This window comes from Xanthomonas euroxanthea (assembly GCF_900476395.1).
Lineage (GTDB): Bacteria > Pseudomonadota > Gammaproteobacteria > Xanthomonadales > Xanthomonadaceae > Xanthomonas > Xanthomonas euroxanthea.
The window spans coordinates 992,690-1,005,793 of sequence record NZ_UIHB01000002.1 but is presented as its reverse complement, the minus strand read 5'-3'; the positions used below and the strand labels follow the sequence as shown (position 1 = coordinate 1,005,793).

Sequence of the window (13,104 nt, the reverse complement as noted above, 5' to 3'; positions counted from 1 at the left end):
ATTAAAATCCCGCTACCAAGCCCAACCGCAACGGAATGTCGGAACGAACACAACAATAAGTGGTCACGAATCTCCGGGGGCGGCAATCCTAGATGCGATGCATATCGCAGGTAATCAGGAAATCCGTCGAAGATGTCGGTGAATGACCCACACGTTGTAGCGGATTCGACTGTAAGTTAGCAATTCTGGCAGACTCTTCCGTAATGCGTTCGCCGGATTTTGGCCTATCGAAAATCGCCTCGGCGTTATATTCACTTCCTGCCGAAAAATCATTATATCCGCTCGATTTTATACTGACCGAAAGCGAGCGACCCCGGCCATTGTGCTTGATTCCGCGCATATTCCGCGAAAAAGCGCGGGGGCCGCAATCGATGAAGCAATGGATATGCGGCGTTCCTCCGGCGCTGATACGCGTCGTTCTGAAACCGTCAAGCTGAATACAGGGGGAATATTCAAGCCGGTATTTCCGGGTTCGTACGCGAAATTCTGCATTCCCCTACACCAGGTTTTCAGCGGTCTTCAGCGTTTCGAGAGGGGGCGCATCCACAAGTGGGGCGTGGCTACAGTGCCATCCCGGCACGGGCTGGCCGGTCTGGGCGCATGCCCACGTTGGCAGTAAGCCGCTGTCGCAGCGCTAGCGTCTGCATAAATGGTTCAAGTTCCGCCGCCACCGAATTTGGGCATGGCAGCTATGCTCGAGTCCGATGAGTACCCACAGCACCGAAAGCATGTCAGCCGAAGGCACCGACCAGGGCCTGCCGTACCGCGTGGTCGCTCGACAGCTCGGGCACCGGCGCATCGTCCTGGAGACCTTGCAGGTCTGTGGACATCCGGTGCCGCTGCCGACCGCGCCCACGTTCGGCTCGCTGCAGACCGCGCTGGAGATCGGCACCAGGCTGGCCGAGCAGTACATCGGCCAGTTGATCGTCAAGCAGGCCGGCGCAAGGTCTGCATTGGCGGCGGGCCCGGCGCCGCGTTAGCGGCGTGCGACCGGGTTCGACCCGGCGCCGCCATCGGCAGCTGCATGCGCAGCGGCAGCAGGCGCTGCGGTCATCGCAGCGTGCCGCAGGCTCACAGCGCCCTGGCTTTGGCCAGTGCCGCCTTGGCACGCGTGCCCGCGGCCGCACCGACGCGCTTGTCCAGCACCTGGGCCAGCGCGTGCAGCTGCGCCTCGGTCACACCGATGTTCAAGCCGATCTTCAAATGCGATTGCAGTTGCGCCTCCACGCCTTCCAGGGCGGCGAGCACGCTGATCGTGGCCAGTTCACGGCTCACCCAGTCCAGGTTGTCGCGGGCAAAGATGTCGCCGAACAGATGCGTCTTGAGGTATTGGTCGATTGCCGGCGCAAACACGAACAACGGCCCGGTCACCGGCGCGCCGGTCAGGCGGGTCTGGTTGGCGGTGCCCAGCGCGAGCAGCGCATCGCCGCTCGGTACCGGGCCAGGGTCGTGTCCCGGCGCATCGGCGATGCCGCGCAGCTTGCGTGCATCGGTGACCTGCATCAACGCGGCCAGTGCATTGAGGCTGCGTGGAAAGCCGGCGTAGGCATACAGCTGGACCAAGAGTTCCTTGCAGTCGCCGATGCTCATGCCTGCATCAAGGCCCGCCTTCAATGCAGTGTTCAAGCGCTCGATGTCGCCAGTGGCCGCAAACGCGGCAATCGGCGCAATGGCCTGCTGCCTTGGCGACAAGGTGGCGTGGGTCGTCATGGACGTGATCTCCGAAGGATGTGCTGCCGTGGGGGAGGGGCAACAGAGAACTAAGGCAGCTGCGCTCCACACCAGCGCAGCCGTGGACAGGAGAGAGCGACGCAGCGCGCTCGCACATGGCATCGCATCCCTCCACCGATCTAGGGGCAAGGCAGCGCGAATCCAAGCATCCGACGCCAAGCCGTCCCGCGTAAAAAGTGCCTTGGCGATGCACACATCACGCCGATCGAACGCATCACGGTTGCGCGTTTCATCGCTGTTGCCTTGCCATGGATGCCGGCAGCCAGCATGAGGCAGATGCAACGCCGCGCCATCCATCCAGCCTGCATGGTCCTATGAGCGGTGCTCATCACTGCAGACCCGCATCGGACTTCAAACCATCCTGAAACCCTGCTGCCGATACTGCATGTAGGCGGCATAGGGCTGGCCGGATGCGCACTCAATCAGGTGGGTCAGCACGCTTTAGTTGGAATCGTTGTAGCGAAACTGCGTGCCCGGATCGACTCCCGGTGGCAGATCCTTGAAGTCGTTTTTCAGGCTCAGCGCGTCGGTGTCTTCCCCTCGTGCCGCACGCGAGGTAGTGCGGCATCGGGCTGCATCGCCTCCCGATTCCCGACATCGGTCATTGCGGAGGTCTGGCGCACTACCACCGCGTTCCCGGGGGTGACCAGCACGACATCGCCGGGCCGATGGCCGTCGAAGAAGGTAACGGCCTCACGCGCCAGTGCGGCGACCGTACGCGTCGTGGCCGCGGTGTCGGTCGCGCTGGCCGTGCCGGCCATGGTCGACGCGGTTGCCAGCAACATCATTGCGACTGCTTTCCTCTGCCTGCTCCTTCAGTGGATGGAGCCCAGCGTAGGAAGCGGCCTGGAGCACACATAGGGTTCCATGACCTACGTTCTACGACCTACGGTCGCGCCGGCGATCCAGGAGTTGCTCGGCGGGATGAGTGGTTTGGGCTTCCGACTTTTGTCTAAGTAGTCCATCGCACAGAAAAGACCCAGCATCACCGCGCTCATCACGTGGCAGCTGGCAGCATCGGGGCACGTTTCACCAACGCTCCCAATGAGTCCGCCATGAATCCCACTGCCATGCCCGCCCGATCCTGGGCCATCCATCCGTTCCATGCAGCCGTGCTCGGCGGTGTGTGGCCGCTGTTTCTCGGTACCTTGCTGAGCGACTACGCGTACTGGAGCAGCCATCAGATCCAGTGGGCCAATTTCGCCGCATGGCTGCTGATCGGTGCGATGGTGTTGACGACCATCGCGCTCCTGTGTGCGATCGTTGGCTTCGTTCGCGGAAGCCGCAACGTGATCTATGTGATCGCGCTCGGCGCCGCATGGATCGTCGGCTTCTTCGACGCCTTGCATCATGCGCGCGACGCCTGGGCGATCATGCCGGCGGCGTTGGCGTTTTCGTTGATCGCAACCGCGTTCGCCCTGGTTGCAACCTGGTCGGGGCTGTCCAGCCTGCGCGTGGGAGGTGCCCGATGAAGCGTCATACCCTGACCATCCTGTCGGTTTCCGTGCTTGCTGCCGCACTTGCATCCTGCGGCAAGGCCCCCGAGCTCGCGCAACATGGCGCCAGCCCCGAACTGCCAGCACCGGATCGTGGCCTGTTGCCCGACATGACCATCGCCGAGCCGACCGCCTGGGGCGATCGCAAGCCCACCGTGCCTGCGGGTTACCGCATCGCTGCGATCGCCACCGGGCTGGGCATTCCACGCCAGACGCTGGTGTTGCCCAACGGCGACATCCTGGTTGCCGAAGGCCGCGGCGGCAGTGCACCCAACCTTAAGCCCAAGGACGTGATTGCCGGAGCGATCAAGGCCAAGGGCAACACCTCGGTCAAGAGCGGCAACCGCCTGACCTTGCTGCGCGACGCCGATGGCGACGGCACGTATGAACTGAAGACCGTCTTTGCCGACAAGCTCAATGCACCCTATGGGCTGGCACTGATCGGCAACGCACTTTATGTGGCAAATCAGGACGCACTGGTACGCTTCGACTATCAGCAGGGGCAGACCAAGGCCAGTGCTGCGCCCAGCAAGGTCACCGACTTGCCGTCGGCCATCAACCACCACTGGACCAAGGCCCTGACCGCCAGTGCGGATGGACGCTATCTGTATGTTGCGATCGGCTCCAACAGCAACATCACCGAGCGCGGCATGATTGCCGAGGTCGACCGCGCCCAGGTCTGGCAGGTGGATCCGGCAACCGGCGCCCACAAGAGCTATGCCACCGGCTTGCGCAATCCCACTGCATTGGCGATACAGCCCGGTAGCGGCGCACTGTGGGCGGTGGTCAACGAGCGTGACGAGATCGGTCCGAATCTGGTGCCCGACTACCTCACCTCGGTGCGCGAAGGCGGTTTCTACGGCTGGCCCTACAGCTACTGGGGCAAGAATGTGGACACGCGAGTCATGCCGCAGGATCCGCAGAAGGTTGCGTCGGCCATCGTGCCCGATTACGCGCTGGGCTCGCATGTCGCCGCACTCGGTGTGGCGTTCTCGTCGACCGCGATGGGGACGCAGTTTGCCGACGGCGTGTTCGTCGGCGAACACGGCAGCTGGAATCGCGACCCGCCAGTGGGCTACAAGGTGGTGTTCGTACCATTCCGCGATGGCCGCCCCGCGGGCAACCCGATCGACTTCGTCTCCGGCTTCCATGGCGACGATGGTCTGACCCGCGGCCGTCCGGTCGGCGTGACGCTCGACCCGCGGGGTGCGTTGATCGTTGCGGACGATCTGGCCAATACGATCTGGCGCGTGACGCCGGATGCGGCGCCTGTGTCGCCACAACCGGCAGCGCAATAAGTCTGCCTGCATGCCCGGTTCCGCAAGGGACCGGGCGGCGCGTGGTGCTTGCGCGTGCCAACGGCGCACTGGGGCAGGGATGACCTGTCTCTCGGCAACGGCGAAACAACCGTCCAGAGATACACATCTACAAGGGATTACACCTTGTCCGTTACCTCGGGCACACCGCGTGTGCCCGGCCTTGAATGCGGCGGTTTGAACGAGATTCGATGAACGCCCCATGCCATGGCCTTCTCGCAGGCCGCGGCGAGGGATAGGCAGCGCCTTCCCGTTGGCATACAGTGCCGCCCCGCGTCGCTTGGTCGATGCGGGCACCAGCGCGATGGAAGCTGGTTAGCCAATCGGCTAGACGCTGTCACCCAGGCAAGAACAGACGGACCACGCTCTGCCGATCACCCGAGGCTTGTTGTTGATGTTGTCCAGATGTTCGGTGGTTGTTGTCGTTGCGCTGTTCGCCTCACCCGTTATCGCAGCAGAGCTGGTTGGCCGGGCAACCGTCACCGATGGTGACACCATCACGCTCGCGCAGAAGCGTATCCGCCTGTGGGGCGTCGATGCCCCCGAAAGCGCGCAGCAATGCACCAGCGATACCGGCAGCGCGTGGCCTTGCGGCCGGCGTTCCGCCGCTGCCCTGGATGGCTATCTGCGTGACAAGACGGTTCGCTGCCAACCCAAGGACACCGATCGCTACGGTCGGGTCGTTGCCGAGTGTTACGTGCAGGGACAATCGGTCAACCGCTGGATGGTGCAGTCCGGTTGGGCGGTGGCCTACCGCGAGTACGCCACCGCGTTTGTCGCCGACGAACGCACCGCGCAGCAACAGCGGCGCAACCTCTGGGCCGGCACCTTCCAGATGCCAGCCGACTACCGTCGCGGCAAACGCAACCAATCGGCACGGCGGGCTCAGGCGGCAGCACAGACGCAGCTGCCTGCGCACTGCGCCATCAAGGGCAATATCTCGAGCAAGGGCAGCAAGATCTTCCACATGCCCGGGCAACGCGACTACCAGCGGACCAGCATCTCGCCTGCGAAGGGCGAGCGCTTTTTCTGCACCAGCCAGGAAGCGATCAATGCAGGCTGGCGACGTGCGGCAAGATGATGCCGGGCATCGATCGGGGACCGATCGTGATGCACGGATTCCACGACGACGGCGATGGTTTCACCGGGTGGTCGCGATCGATCCGGTCTGCGCAATGACCCAGCCTTGAAACCTGCGCATGCTCGATCAGGACGAGGGTAGGGTTGCCTCGCCGCCGGCCACGCTAATGGCCGACGAATGCCTCGATATTCTGGACCAAGCTGCGGCGATTGTAAGGCTTGCTTAAAAACATCGTCCGGCTGGGCAATCCCTTGGGAGAATGCCCTAACCCCGATGTCAGAATTGCCGGCAGGTTGTTGCCGTCGGCACGCAGATACGAAATCAGGCCGTATCCATCCAGGAGCCCCGGCATCTGAAGGTCGGTGAACACGAGCGCTATCGCAGGACAATGATCGATTTGCTCCAGCGCGCCTTGGGCATCGCTGGCAGTCACGACCGCATAGCCACTTTCGGTCAGCAACAAGGTGGCGATCTCGAGGGTATCGGCATCGTCCTCGACAATCAGGATCAATTTTTCGTTGTGAGAGCCCATAACGCGGTTTTCCGAAAATGCATGCACCACACTACGTTTCCCACGCGAAAAACGCGTGATCGATTCGGCCACACTGAACAGCGCACAGGATTTTCCCGTCCATTGCTCTGGGCGAGTCGTCGTGCCGTTGCTGGATTCCACCAGGGAAGTGTCCTGGATGGACGCGCCAGCGACGTCAACGTGCATGCATTGGCATATCTGGCGCGTGTCGATGCCGCATGCAGTGGGGCGGCTCCGGGCAGCATGATGGCCAAAGCGGTTCAGGCGACACGTGCAGCAAGCAGTCGCTGCCGCCGAGCGCGGCGCGTTGCCGCAATTCTGGGCCGGATCTACAAGTCCAGACGGCAGCGGCAGTGTTGAGTAGTGGCGCAAGCCCCGTTGTGCAACGCTGATGGCCGGATCAAGGACGTACGGGCAGTCAATCGCGGCATCATCCACCAACAACCACAGCAGGCGCTACGCCCACGCAGCGACATGCAGACGCGGGCCGCGTCTGCAACCAGGCACGATGCACACCTTGCGGTCGCTACGCACGAACCAGCGCGTGTGGGTACAGCCGCCTGGCTTCCAGGCATCAAGGTCGAGCTGGAGATTGCATGGCCACGCAGGGTCTGACCAAGCGAACGTGCGCAGCAGGGCGAGTCGGTTGCTCAACCGTTGGTCGGTGTCGTCCATATCCTGAAACAACGTGCTGGCTGGCAGCGACGCCGCCTGGTTGCCGACATCAGACATGCCGGAAACAGCTAGACGCTCTCGAGAATGCCCAGCGGCGTCACCGTGCATCGGTCCATCCATTGTCTGGCGTAATGGTGCGCGGCAAGCTGCGTGTCGAATCGCACTGCATGTCGTTGGCCGTACAAGGTGATTCCATCATCGAACGACACCAGGATCTCAGGGGAGAAAACGCCGTCCACCGGAAACGTATGTGCAGTCAATCGGTAACGACCGATTTGCCGAAACATCGTGGGGGTCATCATAACCTCGGTAGCGGCAGCGGCCGCCTTGCCGGTTGCAGTCAGTCAATACGCAATTGCACCTTGATCGCTATTTTTTCAATATGCAAGCGATATGGAGAATAATCTGCAGGCGGCAATGGAATCAAAAGAACGCGACCGCAACAGTATATGCACAGCCCGCTTATACAGATAAACATACTGTCTTGTGGCGCGGCAGCTAGCGGTGATCGACTAGCGATCAGCGGGATAAACTGATTTATCTACGCTGCCTGCAAACGCGATCGCTTCAAATGCGGGCAGGCGATCGATACGGGCTGGCGGTTCGGCTGCTTGCTGTCGCATGACGCGGTAAGGCGCTCAGCGACGCCATTAATTACCCAGCACCGGCTCGCCTGCCAGCACGGCCATTTCCAGGCGCGCCAGGTGATCGCTGAATCCGCCGGTCGCGCGGGCGATACGGCGTGCGCTGGTATTGACGACCGGCTTGACCAGGCGGGCAATCTGCATGCCCGCACGCTCCAATGCCGACACCAGCGCCACGTCTTCGCTGCACTTCAGCGCAGAGAAGCCACCGGCTGCCACATAAGCGGCCACACTCATGCCCAGATTGGCGCCATGCACATGCGGGTGACCGTCGCGACGAATCTCCTTGGCCAGGAAGGCTTGCCGTGTCTCGGGGCGGAAATCGTGCCAATCGGTCACTTCCACCACGCCACAGAACACATCGGCGGCACAATCGAGCTGCGCCGAGAGCCAATCCGGCGGCACGCAGGTGTCGGCATCGGTAAACGCAAGCCAGCGCGCCCCGCGCGCGATCGCGGCCGAGGCCGCCGCTGCACGCGCAATGCCGACGCCCCCGCAGGTAGTAACGGTTCTTGCGCCATGCGCGCGGGCGATCGCGCCGGTGCCGTCGGTGCAGCGATCAAGCGCGACATGGATTTCCACGCGCTCTCCACACAGGTGCGGATGCGCGGCTGCCACCAGAATGGACTGCAGGCAGTCGCTGATCAGATCCGCTTCGTTATGCGCCGGGATGGTGACCGCGATCATCGCAGCTGCTCCTGTTGCGCAATCGATGGGCCCGACATCCAGGCCTGCAACACGAAGTCCGCGTCCTGATAAACGCACAACGTGTCCATTGCCAATGCATGGTTCAGCGCGCCGTGGACCTGCTCGGCGCTGCGCAGCGCACCCTCGAAGGCATGCCGCCAGTGACACGCCACAAGACAGCCCCGGGCGGTGAGCGAGCGGGCGAACAGCGCGACGGTTTCTTCGAACGCCGGAGCTTCGAGGTAATAGCCCACCTCACTGAAGACAATCAGGTCGAACAGACCCTCCGGCCAGTCCGACGGATGCGCCGCCTGTTGCAGCGTGACCGCAGGCAGCCCCTGCACGCGCGCGCTCGCCAGCTCGACCGCCTGCTGCGACAGATCCGTGGCCAGCAGCGTGTCGCAGCGCGGCGCCAGTTGCGCGGTCAGCTCGCCGTTGGAACATCCAAATTCCCAGCCACGCGCGAACCTTGCGTAGGGCAGGGCACCGAGCAGGATGTCGCGCTTGCGCTGCTCGTACCAGCGCGAGCGATAGCCGAACGGGTCTTCATCGGCATACATCTGCTCGAAGTGCTCAACGCTCAGCACCGTCATCGGATGAATACCTCAAACGGCCGCGCGAAGCGCTCCAGCACCGACGGCGGCAGAATCGGGTCTGCAACCGCCGGCGTGCAATGGCCCAACTGCGTGGCAAAGCAGGCGATGGCATCCTGCTTGGCACGCAGCACTGCAGGCGCCAGATCCAGGCGCACCGCAGAGCCATCGGCAAACACGGCGTCTTCCGGACGCGCCCAATGCCACGCCCAGACCGGGTACTGCAGACGCCGGGCAGACTGCGCCTTGCACGCAGCACGGGTCGCACGCGACGCCGCCTCATGATCGGGATGGCCATCGCGCTCCCAGGTCACCAGCACCGTGTCCTGCGCAGTGATCAGACTGCCGATGGTTTCTGCCATGTGCGCTTCGGACGCCGCCAGCGCACCATCGCCCAAGGCGAGGTGGATCAGTGCGCTCGGCAATACGCCCAGCTGCTGCGCCGCTGCATCCAGTTCCAGGCGCCGCGCCGGGCCCAGCACCTGCGGACGCCAACCGGGTTCATCCGGATAGGCCTGCTCGCCGTCGGTCAACGCGATGATCAGCACCGGCATGCCGGCGGCACGCGCGGCAGCAATCAATCCGCCACAGCCGAGCACTTCATCGTCCGGATGTGGCGCAACCACCACCAGGCGCTGGCTGCCTTGCAGCAGCTGCGGCAGGGTGACGCGTGGCAGCGCACTCAGACACGGCGCGGCGCGCCATGCCGCTTCCGGCGTGCCTGCGCCTTCGATGGGCCGCCCGGCTAGATCTTCCATGGCGATGCCTCCTGCTGGCACAGCTCGCCCAGGGCCTGCAGGTCGCGTTCGGCATGATGTTGCCGAATGAATACCGACACGTCGGCGCAGCGCTGCGCATGTGCGCGGTTATTGCACAACGGCCCTGGCCCCAATGCGCGAGCGACCCGGTCCAGCGTATCGCGTGCGACCGCTTCGACCACGCTGCGGACCTGCAGGACGCCACGCAGATGTGCCTGCTGCGGCTGCGCATCGATGCGCAAGGCAAGCTGACGCAACAACGCAGCGGCAGATGCCAGGCCTGCATCGATGGCGCCCAGATGCGCGGCCGCGTGCGGATCCTTGCTCAGGCGTGCAGAGGCGCGCAGCACATCGGCAACTGCGGCGGTGGCGCCGAACCAGCACGCAGCGATGCCGGCGCCTCCATGCCAGAAGCCAGGTCGGGTCAGGTACGCGTCGGCCGCGCCGATCTGCCGCGCCGGCGCATCGGAGAAGCGGACATTGGCCGTCTCGATGCCTTGCATCCCCACTGCCTGCCACGCACTGCTGTCGACCTGTATACCGGGCTGATCCAGTGCCACCGCAAACAGGCAGCTGCTGCCTGCATGGGACGTGGTCACCAGCGCATGCGTCACCTGCGCGGCGCCGGAACACCACGCCTTGGTGCCGCTGAGCGTCTGCCCGGAAAAACGCATATCGGACCCCGGTGGCTCGGCCGCCCACACCGCCCAGCGCTGTGTCGGCGTCATGATATCCACGCCCAGGTCGGCGCAGATGGCCTGAGCGTCGTAATGGGCTTCCAGCAACTTGGCCACGCACAGGTCTTCTGCCGCGATATCGGCCAGCGTTTGCCAGCGCTCCAGGGTGTGGCCGCGCCCGGGAAGCGGCAACGTGGGATGTGTGCGGAGCCACCTGTCCGCAATCGAATGCTTGAGCCCGTCATTGACGGCTGAATCCGTGCTCGCCGTGAAGGCAAGGGTGTTCGATGAAATACGTGCGCTCATTCAAACAAGCTAAGCAGCACACGGTGCAAGGGGTGTGACGCGTGATGCGGGTTCTGGACCAGCGAAGCGAGCAGAAGTGCAGGCAGATCGTCACACCTCGGCGGGCGTATCGATACGCTGGAGACCGTTTCGTTGCGGCCGAACGTGGCGCCGCTGACGCGTCTGTATGCATGACCAGCCAGGCTCAGCAGCGCTGTCCAGTGCAGTGTTTGCCCATCTGAGTCGCGTCGCAGGCCATAGGGCGACACAGTGACGCACGTGCCTGCCTGCGTGCTCGACAACAGCACTGTGCAATGTCGCTCGGGTTCGGGATGCAGAAGCGTCCACGTGTGCAGAACAGCCGCAGCAACCGGCGGCGGACTCGATTCGACGATTGACAACATACTGTCAAATTGGCAGTATGCTGCGGATGAGCACCCAAGACGATTTACTGGCTGTCCGCAACCTGGTCATCAAGATCTTCGAAACCAACGGCCGGCTGGTCGAAACCGGTAATGCACTGGTGCGTTCGGCCGGGCTGACTACTGCGTGGTGGCAGGTGCTGGGCGCCCTGGGCTATTCGCCGATGCCGCTGCCGGTGGCGCATATCGCGCGCAACATGGGCATCACGCGGCAGGCGGTGCAGCGCGTTGTCGATCTATTGCTGGAGCAGGGATTCGTCGCGCTCCAACCCAACCCTCATCACCAGCGCGCAAAGCTGGTGGTGCTCACGCGCACAGGCCGCGCTGCACTGGACGCAGCCGAAGCCGCCGCCGCTCCGCTCGACCAGCGGATGCTGGATCGCATCGGAGCCAGGCGCGTGGCAACCGCGCTCGCGGTGCTTGGCGAAATGAACCAGGTGATGGCGCAGGACCTCGCTGCGCCGACCGCGCCCGCCGACGCAGCACGCGTTTCCCGAAGAAAGGGCAAGCCATGAACACTGCCGTGCACCGCGATGTCGACACCGACGTCATCATCGTCGGCGGTGGCCCGATCGGCCTGACCACCGCCTGCGCGCTCGCCCATCACGGCGTCGACTTCCGTATCGTCGAACAACGCGTGCATGCCAGACCGCATTCGCGCGCCAACAATCTCTGGGCGCGGCCGCAGGAGCTGCTTCACAGCATTGGCATCCGCGATGCGCTGGCGGAAAAGTCGTATCGGATCACCAAGGTCAGCACCTTGCTCAATGGGCAGGCCGTCGACCCGGTCGACATTGCCGATGTCCCCAGCCCGTACGCGCAGGTGCTCTACAGCGGCCAGGACGTCATCGAAACCGTCCTGGCCGAGCAGCTCGCGGCGAAAGGTGGCAGCGTCGAGCGCGGCCGCAGGATGGTCGGCTTCGAACAGGATGCCGACGGTGTCACCGTCACGCTGGCAACATGCAGCGACGATCACGTCGATGGCCCGACCGAGCAACTACGCTGCCGTTACCTGATCGGCGCCGATGGCGGTGACAGTGTCGTACGCAAACAGCTCGGGCTGGATTTCGAGCCCCAAAAGTTGCCCAACCGCATGAACCGGCAAGTGGATGCCAAGCTGCGCTGGCGGCGCTCCACCGATTTCGATCAACTCTGGTTTTTCTATTACCCCAAGGGTTTTTGTGGTGTCTTGCCGGTCTGGGGCGGCTACCACCGCCTGTTTTTCCTGGCCGATGACGCCGGCATCCCGGAACGCGACCCGACGCTGGAGGAAATGCAGGCCATCGCGCGCGAGGTGACCGAGGACCCGACACTGACGTTGAGCGATCCGATCTGGCTGACGCACAGCCGCTTCCAGCATGGCACTGCAGCGCAGTACGCCAAGGGGCGCGTGCTGCTGGTCGGCGACGCCGGCCATCGCACCTTGCCGATCGGCGGGCAGGGCATGAATGCAGGCCTGCACGATGCGATCGGCCTGGCATGGCGGCTGGCGATGACCTTGCAAGGCAAGGCAGCGCCGGTGGTGCTCGACTCCTACGATGGGGAGCGCGGCGGCGAACACCGTGCGCTCGACGCGCGACAAGCACGTGGCTTCCATACCAGCGTCTACCGCGGCCCGGTCACCGATGCAGCCATGGGCATCGCCGCCAAGCTCATTCCCACCATCGGCACGCTGATTCAGGGCTCGGACGATCTTCAGCAGTTGTCGGTGGCCTATCCGCAAAGCCCGCTCAACGACGATCATCTCGGCGGCCTGCGCGAACTGCTTCAGCGCCGCGTCCCGCACTGCGGCGACCGCGCACCCGATGCGGCAATCGTCGCCGCCGATGGCAGCTCGACAACGCTGTTCGCGCACCTCTACAACCCGGATGGATGGAGCTGGGGATGGTCGCTGCTTGCCTTCGACGGGCGGCAGCCCGATGCCATGCCACGGCTGCGCCTGGCGCTTGCCGAGCTGGACGCGTGGCCGTGGGTGCGGCCCAGGCTCATCCTGGCCGCCGCCGTGCCACAGCCCGACGATGCCACCGCATTGTCGGACCTGGATGGTGCCGCGCATGCCGCCTACGGCATCGCAGACACCAGCGCGCTGATCCTGGTGCGGCCGGATGGCCACATCGCCTTCCGCGGCCGTGCCGATGCGCCGGAACTGCTGCGCGCCTACTGCGAACGCATCTTTGTCACGGCGGTGCAAGGCACTGCAGGCTGAG

Annotated in this window: 14 protein-coding genes; 6 read left to right on the top strand and 8 right to left on the bottom strand. The window is 64.0% G+C overall.

Annotated features, from left to right (window positions below):
- Nucleotides 1–704: 704 nt before the first annotated feature.
- Nucleotides 705–980 carry a hypothetical protein gene (locus CPBF1521_RS11680; protein ID WP_104648747.1) on the top strand — a complete coding sequence of 92 codons (276 nt, stop codon included), beginning with the start codon at nucleotides 705–707 and terminating at the stop codon, nucleotides 978–980.
- 91 nt (nucleotides 981–1,071) lie between these two features.
- On the opposite strand, the gene CPBF1521_RS11675 is transcribed toward CPBF1521_RS11680, so the two are convergent.
- Entirely contained in the window at nucleotides 1,072–1,710 is a 639-nt protein-coding gene (locus CPBF1521_RS11675; RefSeq protein WP_115677049.1) for a carboxymuconolactone decarboxylase family protein, read from the bottom strand.
- 539 nt (nucleotides 1,711–2,249) lie between these two features.
- Nucleotides 2,250–2,516 carry a hypothetical protein gene (locus tag CPBF1521_RS11670; RefSeq protein ID WP_147295454.1) on the bottom strand — a complete coding sequence of 89 codons (267 nt, stop codon included), beginning with the start codon at nucleotides 2,514–2,516 and terminating at the stop codon, nucleotides 2,250–2,252.
- Between the two features lie 270 nt (nucleotides 2,517–2,786).
- Here CPBF1521_RS11670 and CPBF1521_RS11665 point away from each other — a divergent pair, with 270 nt between their 5' ends.
- From CPBF1521_RS11665 to CPBF1521_RS11655, 3 genes are all read left to right on the top strand, one after another.
- Nucleotides 2,787–3,203 carry a hypothetical protein gene (locus CPBF1521_RS11665; RefSeq protein ID WP_115677047.1) on the top strand — a complete coding sequence of 139 codons (417 nt, stop codon included), beginning with the start codon at nucleotides 2,787–2,789 and terminating at the stop codon, nucleotides 3,201–3,203.
- Entirely contained in the window at nucleotides 3,200–4,525 is a 1,326-nt protein-coding gene (locus tag CPBF1521_RS11660) for a PQQ-dependent sugar dehydrogenase (protein ID WP_115677046.1), read from the top strand. The genes CPBF1521_RS11665 and CPBF1521_RS11660 overlap by 4 nt, the downstream gene beginning before the upstream one ends.
- A gap of 412 nt (nucleotides 4,526–4,937) precedes the next feature.
- Nucleotides 4,938–5,624 (top strand): thermonuclease family protein, encoded by a 687-nt coding sequence (locus CPBF1521_RS11655; RefSeq protein ID WP_115677136.1) that lies wholly within the window; start codon nucleotides 4,938–4,940, stop codon nucleotides 5,622–5,624.
- Between the two features lie 163 nt (nucleotides 5,625–5,787).
- Here CPBF1521_RS11655 and CPBF1521_RS11650 read toward each other — a convergent pair whose 3' ends face one another.
- From CPBF1521_RS11650 to CPBF1521_RS11625, 6 genes are all read right to left on the bottom strand, one after another.
- Nucleotides 5,788–6,156 carry a response regulator gene (locus CPBF1521_RS11650; protein ID WP_104582620.1) on the bottom strand — a complete coding sequence of 123 codons (369 nt, stop codon included), beginning with the start codon at nucleotides 6,154–6,156 and terminating at the stop codon, nucleotides 5,788–5,790.
- 743 nt (nucleotides 6,157–6,899) lie between these two features.
- The gene (locus CPBF1521_RS11645) at nucleotides 6,900–7,130 is read right to left on the bottom strand and encodes a hypothetical protein (RefSeq protein WP_115677135.1); all 231 of its coding nucleotides are present in this window, start codon (nucleotides 7,128–7,130) and stop codon (nucleotides 6,900–6,902) included.
- A gap of 351 nt (nucleotides 7,131–7,481) precedes the next feature.
- Nucleotides 7,482–8,162, bottom strand: coding sequence for a glycosyltransferase family 2 protein (locus tag CPBF1521_RS11640; RefSeq protein WP_115677044.1), 681 nt, complete (start codon nucleotides 8,160–8,162; stop codon nucleotides 7,482–7,484).
- On the bottom strand, nucleotides 8,159–8,755 hold the full coding sequence (locus CPBF1521_RS11635; RefSeq protein ID WP_115677043.1) for a class I SAM-dependent DNA methyltransferase: 597 nt from the start codon (nucleotides 8,753–8,755) through the stop codon (nucleotides 8,159–8,161). Before CPBF1521_RS11635 ends, CPBF1521_RS11640 begins: the two co-directional genes overlap by 4 nt.
- Nucleotides 8,752–9,513, bottom strand: coding sequence for a PIG-L deacetylase family protein (locus CPBF1521_RS11630; protein ID WP_115677042.1), 762 nt, complete (start codon nucleotides 9,511–9,513; stop codon nucleotides 8,752–8,754). Before CPBF1521_RS11630 ends, CPBF1521_RS11635 begins: the two co-directional genes overlap by 4 nt.
- On the bottom strand, nucleotides 9,501–10,496 hold the full coding sequence (locus CPBF1521_RS11625) for an acyl-CoA dehydrogenase family protein (protein ID WP_181901202.1): 996 nt from the start codon (nucleotides 10,494–10,496) through the stop codon (nucleotides 9,501–9,503). Before CPBF1521_RS11625 ends, CPBF1521_RS11630 begins: the two co-directional genes overlap by 13 nt.
- A gap of 409 nt (nucleotides 10,497–10,905) precedes the next feature.
- On the opposite strand from CPBF1521_RS11625, the gene CPBF1521_RS11620 reads away from it, so the two are divergent.
- Both CPBF1521_RS11620 and CPBF1521_RS11615 read left to right on the top strand, forming a co-directional pair.
- A complete protein-coding gene (locus CPBF1521_RS11620; RefSeq protein WP_115677133.1) occupies nucleotides 10,906–11,412 on the top strand; it encodes a MarR family winged helix-turn-helix transcriptional regulator in 507 nt (168 codons plus the stop codon).
- Nucleotides 11,409–13,103, top strand: coding sequence for an FAD-dependent monooxygenase (locus tag CPBF1521_RS11615; RefSeq protein WP_115677041.1), 1,695 nt, complete (start codon nucleotides 11,409–11,411; stop codon nucleotides 13,101–13,103). Before CPBF1521_RS11620 ends, CPBF1521_RS11615 begins: the two co-directional genes overlap by 4 nt.
- The last annotated feature ends 1 nt before the right edge of the window (nucleotide 13,104 follow it).

Excerpts from the sequence above, each read along its gene's own strand:
- CPBF1521_RS11645 (WP_115677135.1), bottom strand. The coding sequence starts at position 7,130 with ATGACCCCCACGATGTTTCGGCAAATCGGTCGTTACCGATTGACTGCA.
- CPBF1521_RS11655 (WP_115677136.1), top strand. The coding sequence starts at position 4,938 with ATGTTGTCCAGATGTTCGGTGGTTGTTGTCGTTGCGCTGTTCGCCTCA.
- CPBF1521_RS11650 (WP_104582620.1), bottom strand. The coding sequence starts at position 6,156 with ATGGGCTCTCACAACGAAAAATTGATCCTGATTGTCGAGGACGATGCC.
- CPBF1521_RS11680 (WP_104648747.1), top strand. The coding sequence starts at position 705 with ATGAGTACCCACAGCACCGAAAGCATGTCAGCCGAAGGCACCGACCAG.
- CPBF1521_RS11635 (WP_115677043.1), bottom strand. The coding sequence starts at position 8,755 with ATGACGGTGCTGAGCGTTGAGCACTTCGAGCAGATGTATGCCGATGAA.
- CPBF1521_RS11670 (WP_147295454.1), bottom strand. The coding sequence starts at position 2,516 with ATGTTGCTGGCAACCGCGTCGACCATGGCCGGCACGGCCAGCGCGACC.
- CPBF1521_RS11630 (WP_115677042.1), bottom strand. The coding sequence starts at position 9,513 with ATGGAAGATCTAGCCGGGCGGCCCATCGAAGGCGCAGGCACGCCGGAA.
- CPBF1521_RS11640 (WP_115677044.1), bottom strand. The coding sequence starts at position 8,162 with ATGATCGCGGTCACCATCCCGGCGCATAACGAAGCGGATCTGATCAGC.
- CPBF1521_RS11665 (WP_115677047.1), top strand. The coding sequence starts at position 2,787 with ATGAATCCCACTGCCATGCCCGCCCGATCCTGGGCCATCCATCCGTTC.
- CPBF1521_RS11620 (WP_115677133.1), top strand. The coding sequence starts at position 10,906 with ATGAGCACCCAAGACGATTTACTGGCTGTCCGCAACCTGGTCATCAAG.
- CPBF1521_RS11625 (WP_181901202.1), bottom strand. The coding sequence starts at position 10,496 with ATGAGCGCACGTATTTCATCGAACACCCTTGCCTTCACGGCGAGCACG.
- CPBF1521_RS11660 (WP_115677046.1), top strand. The coding sequence starts at position 3,200 with ATGAAGCGTCATACCCTGACCATCCTGTCGGTTTCCGTGCTTGCTGCC.
- CPBF1521_RS11675 (WP_115677049.1), bottom strand. The coding sequence starts at position 1,710 with ATGACGACCCACGCCACCTTGTCGCCAAGGCAGCAGGCCATTGCGCCG.
- CPBF1521_RS11615 (WP_115677041.1), top strand. The coding sequence starts at position 11,409 with ATGAACACTGCCGTGCACCGCGATGTCGACACCGACGTCATCATCGTC.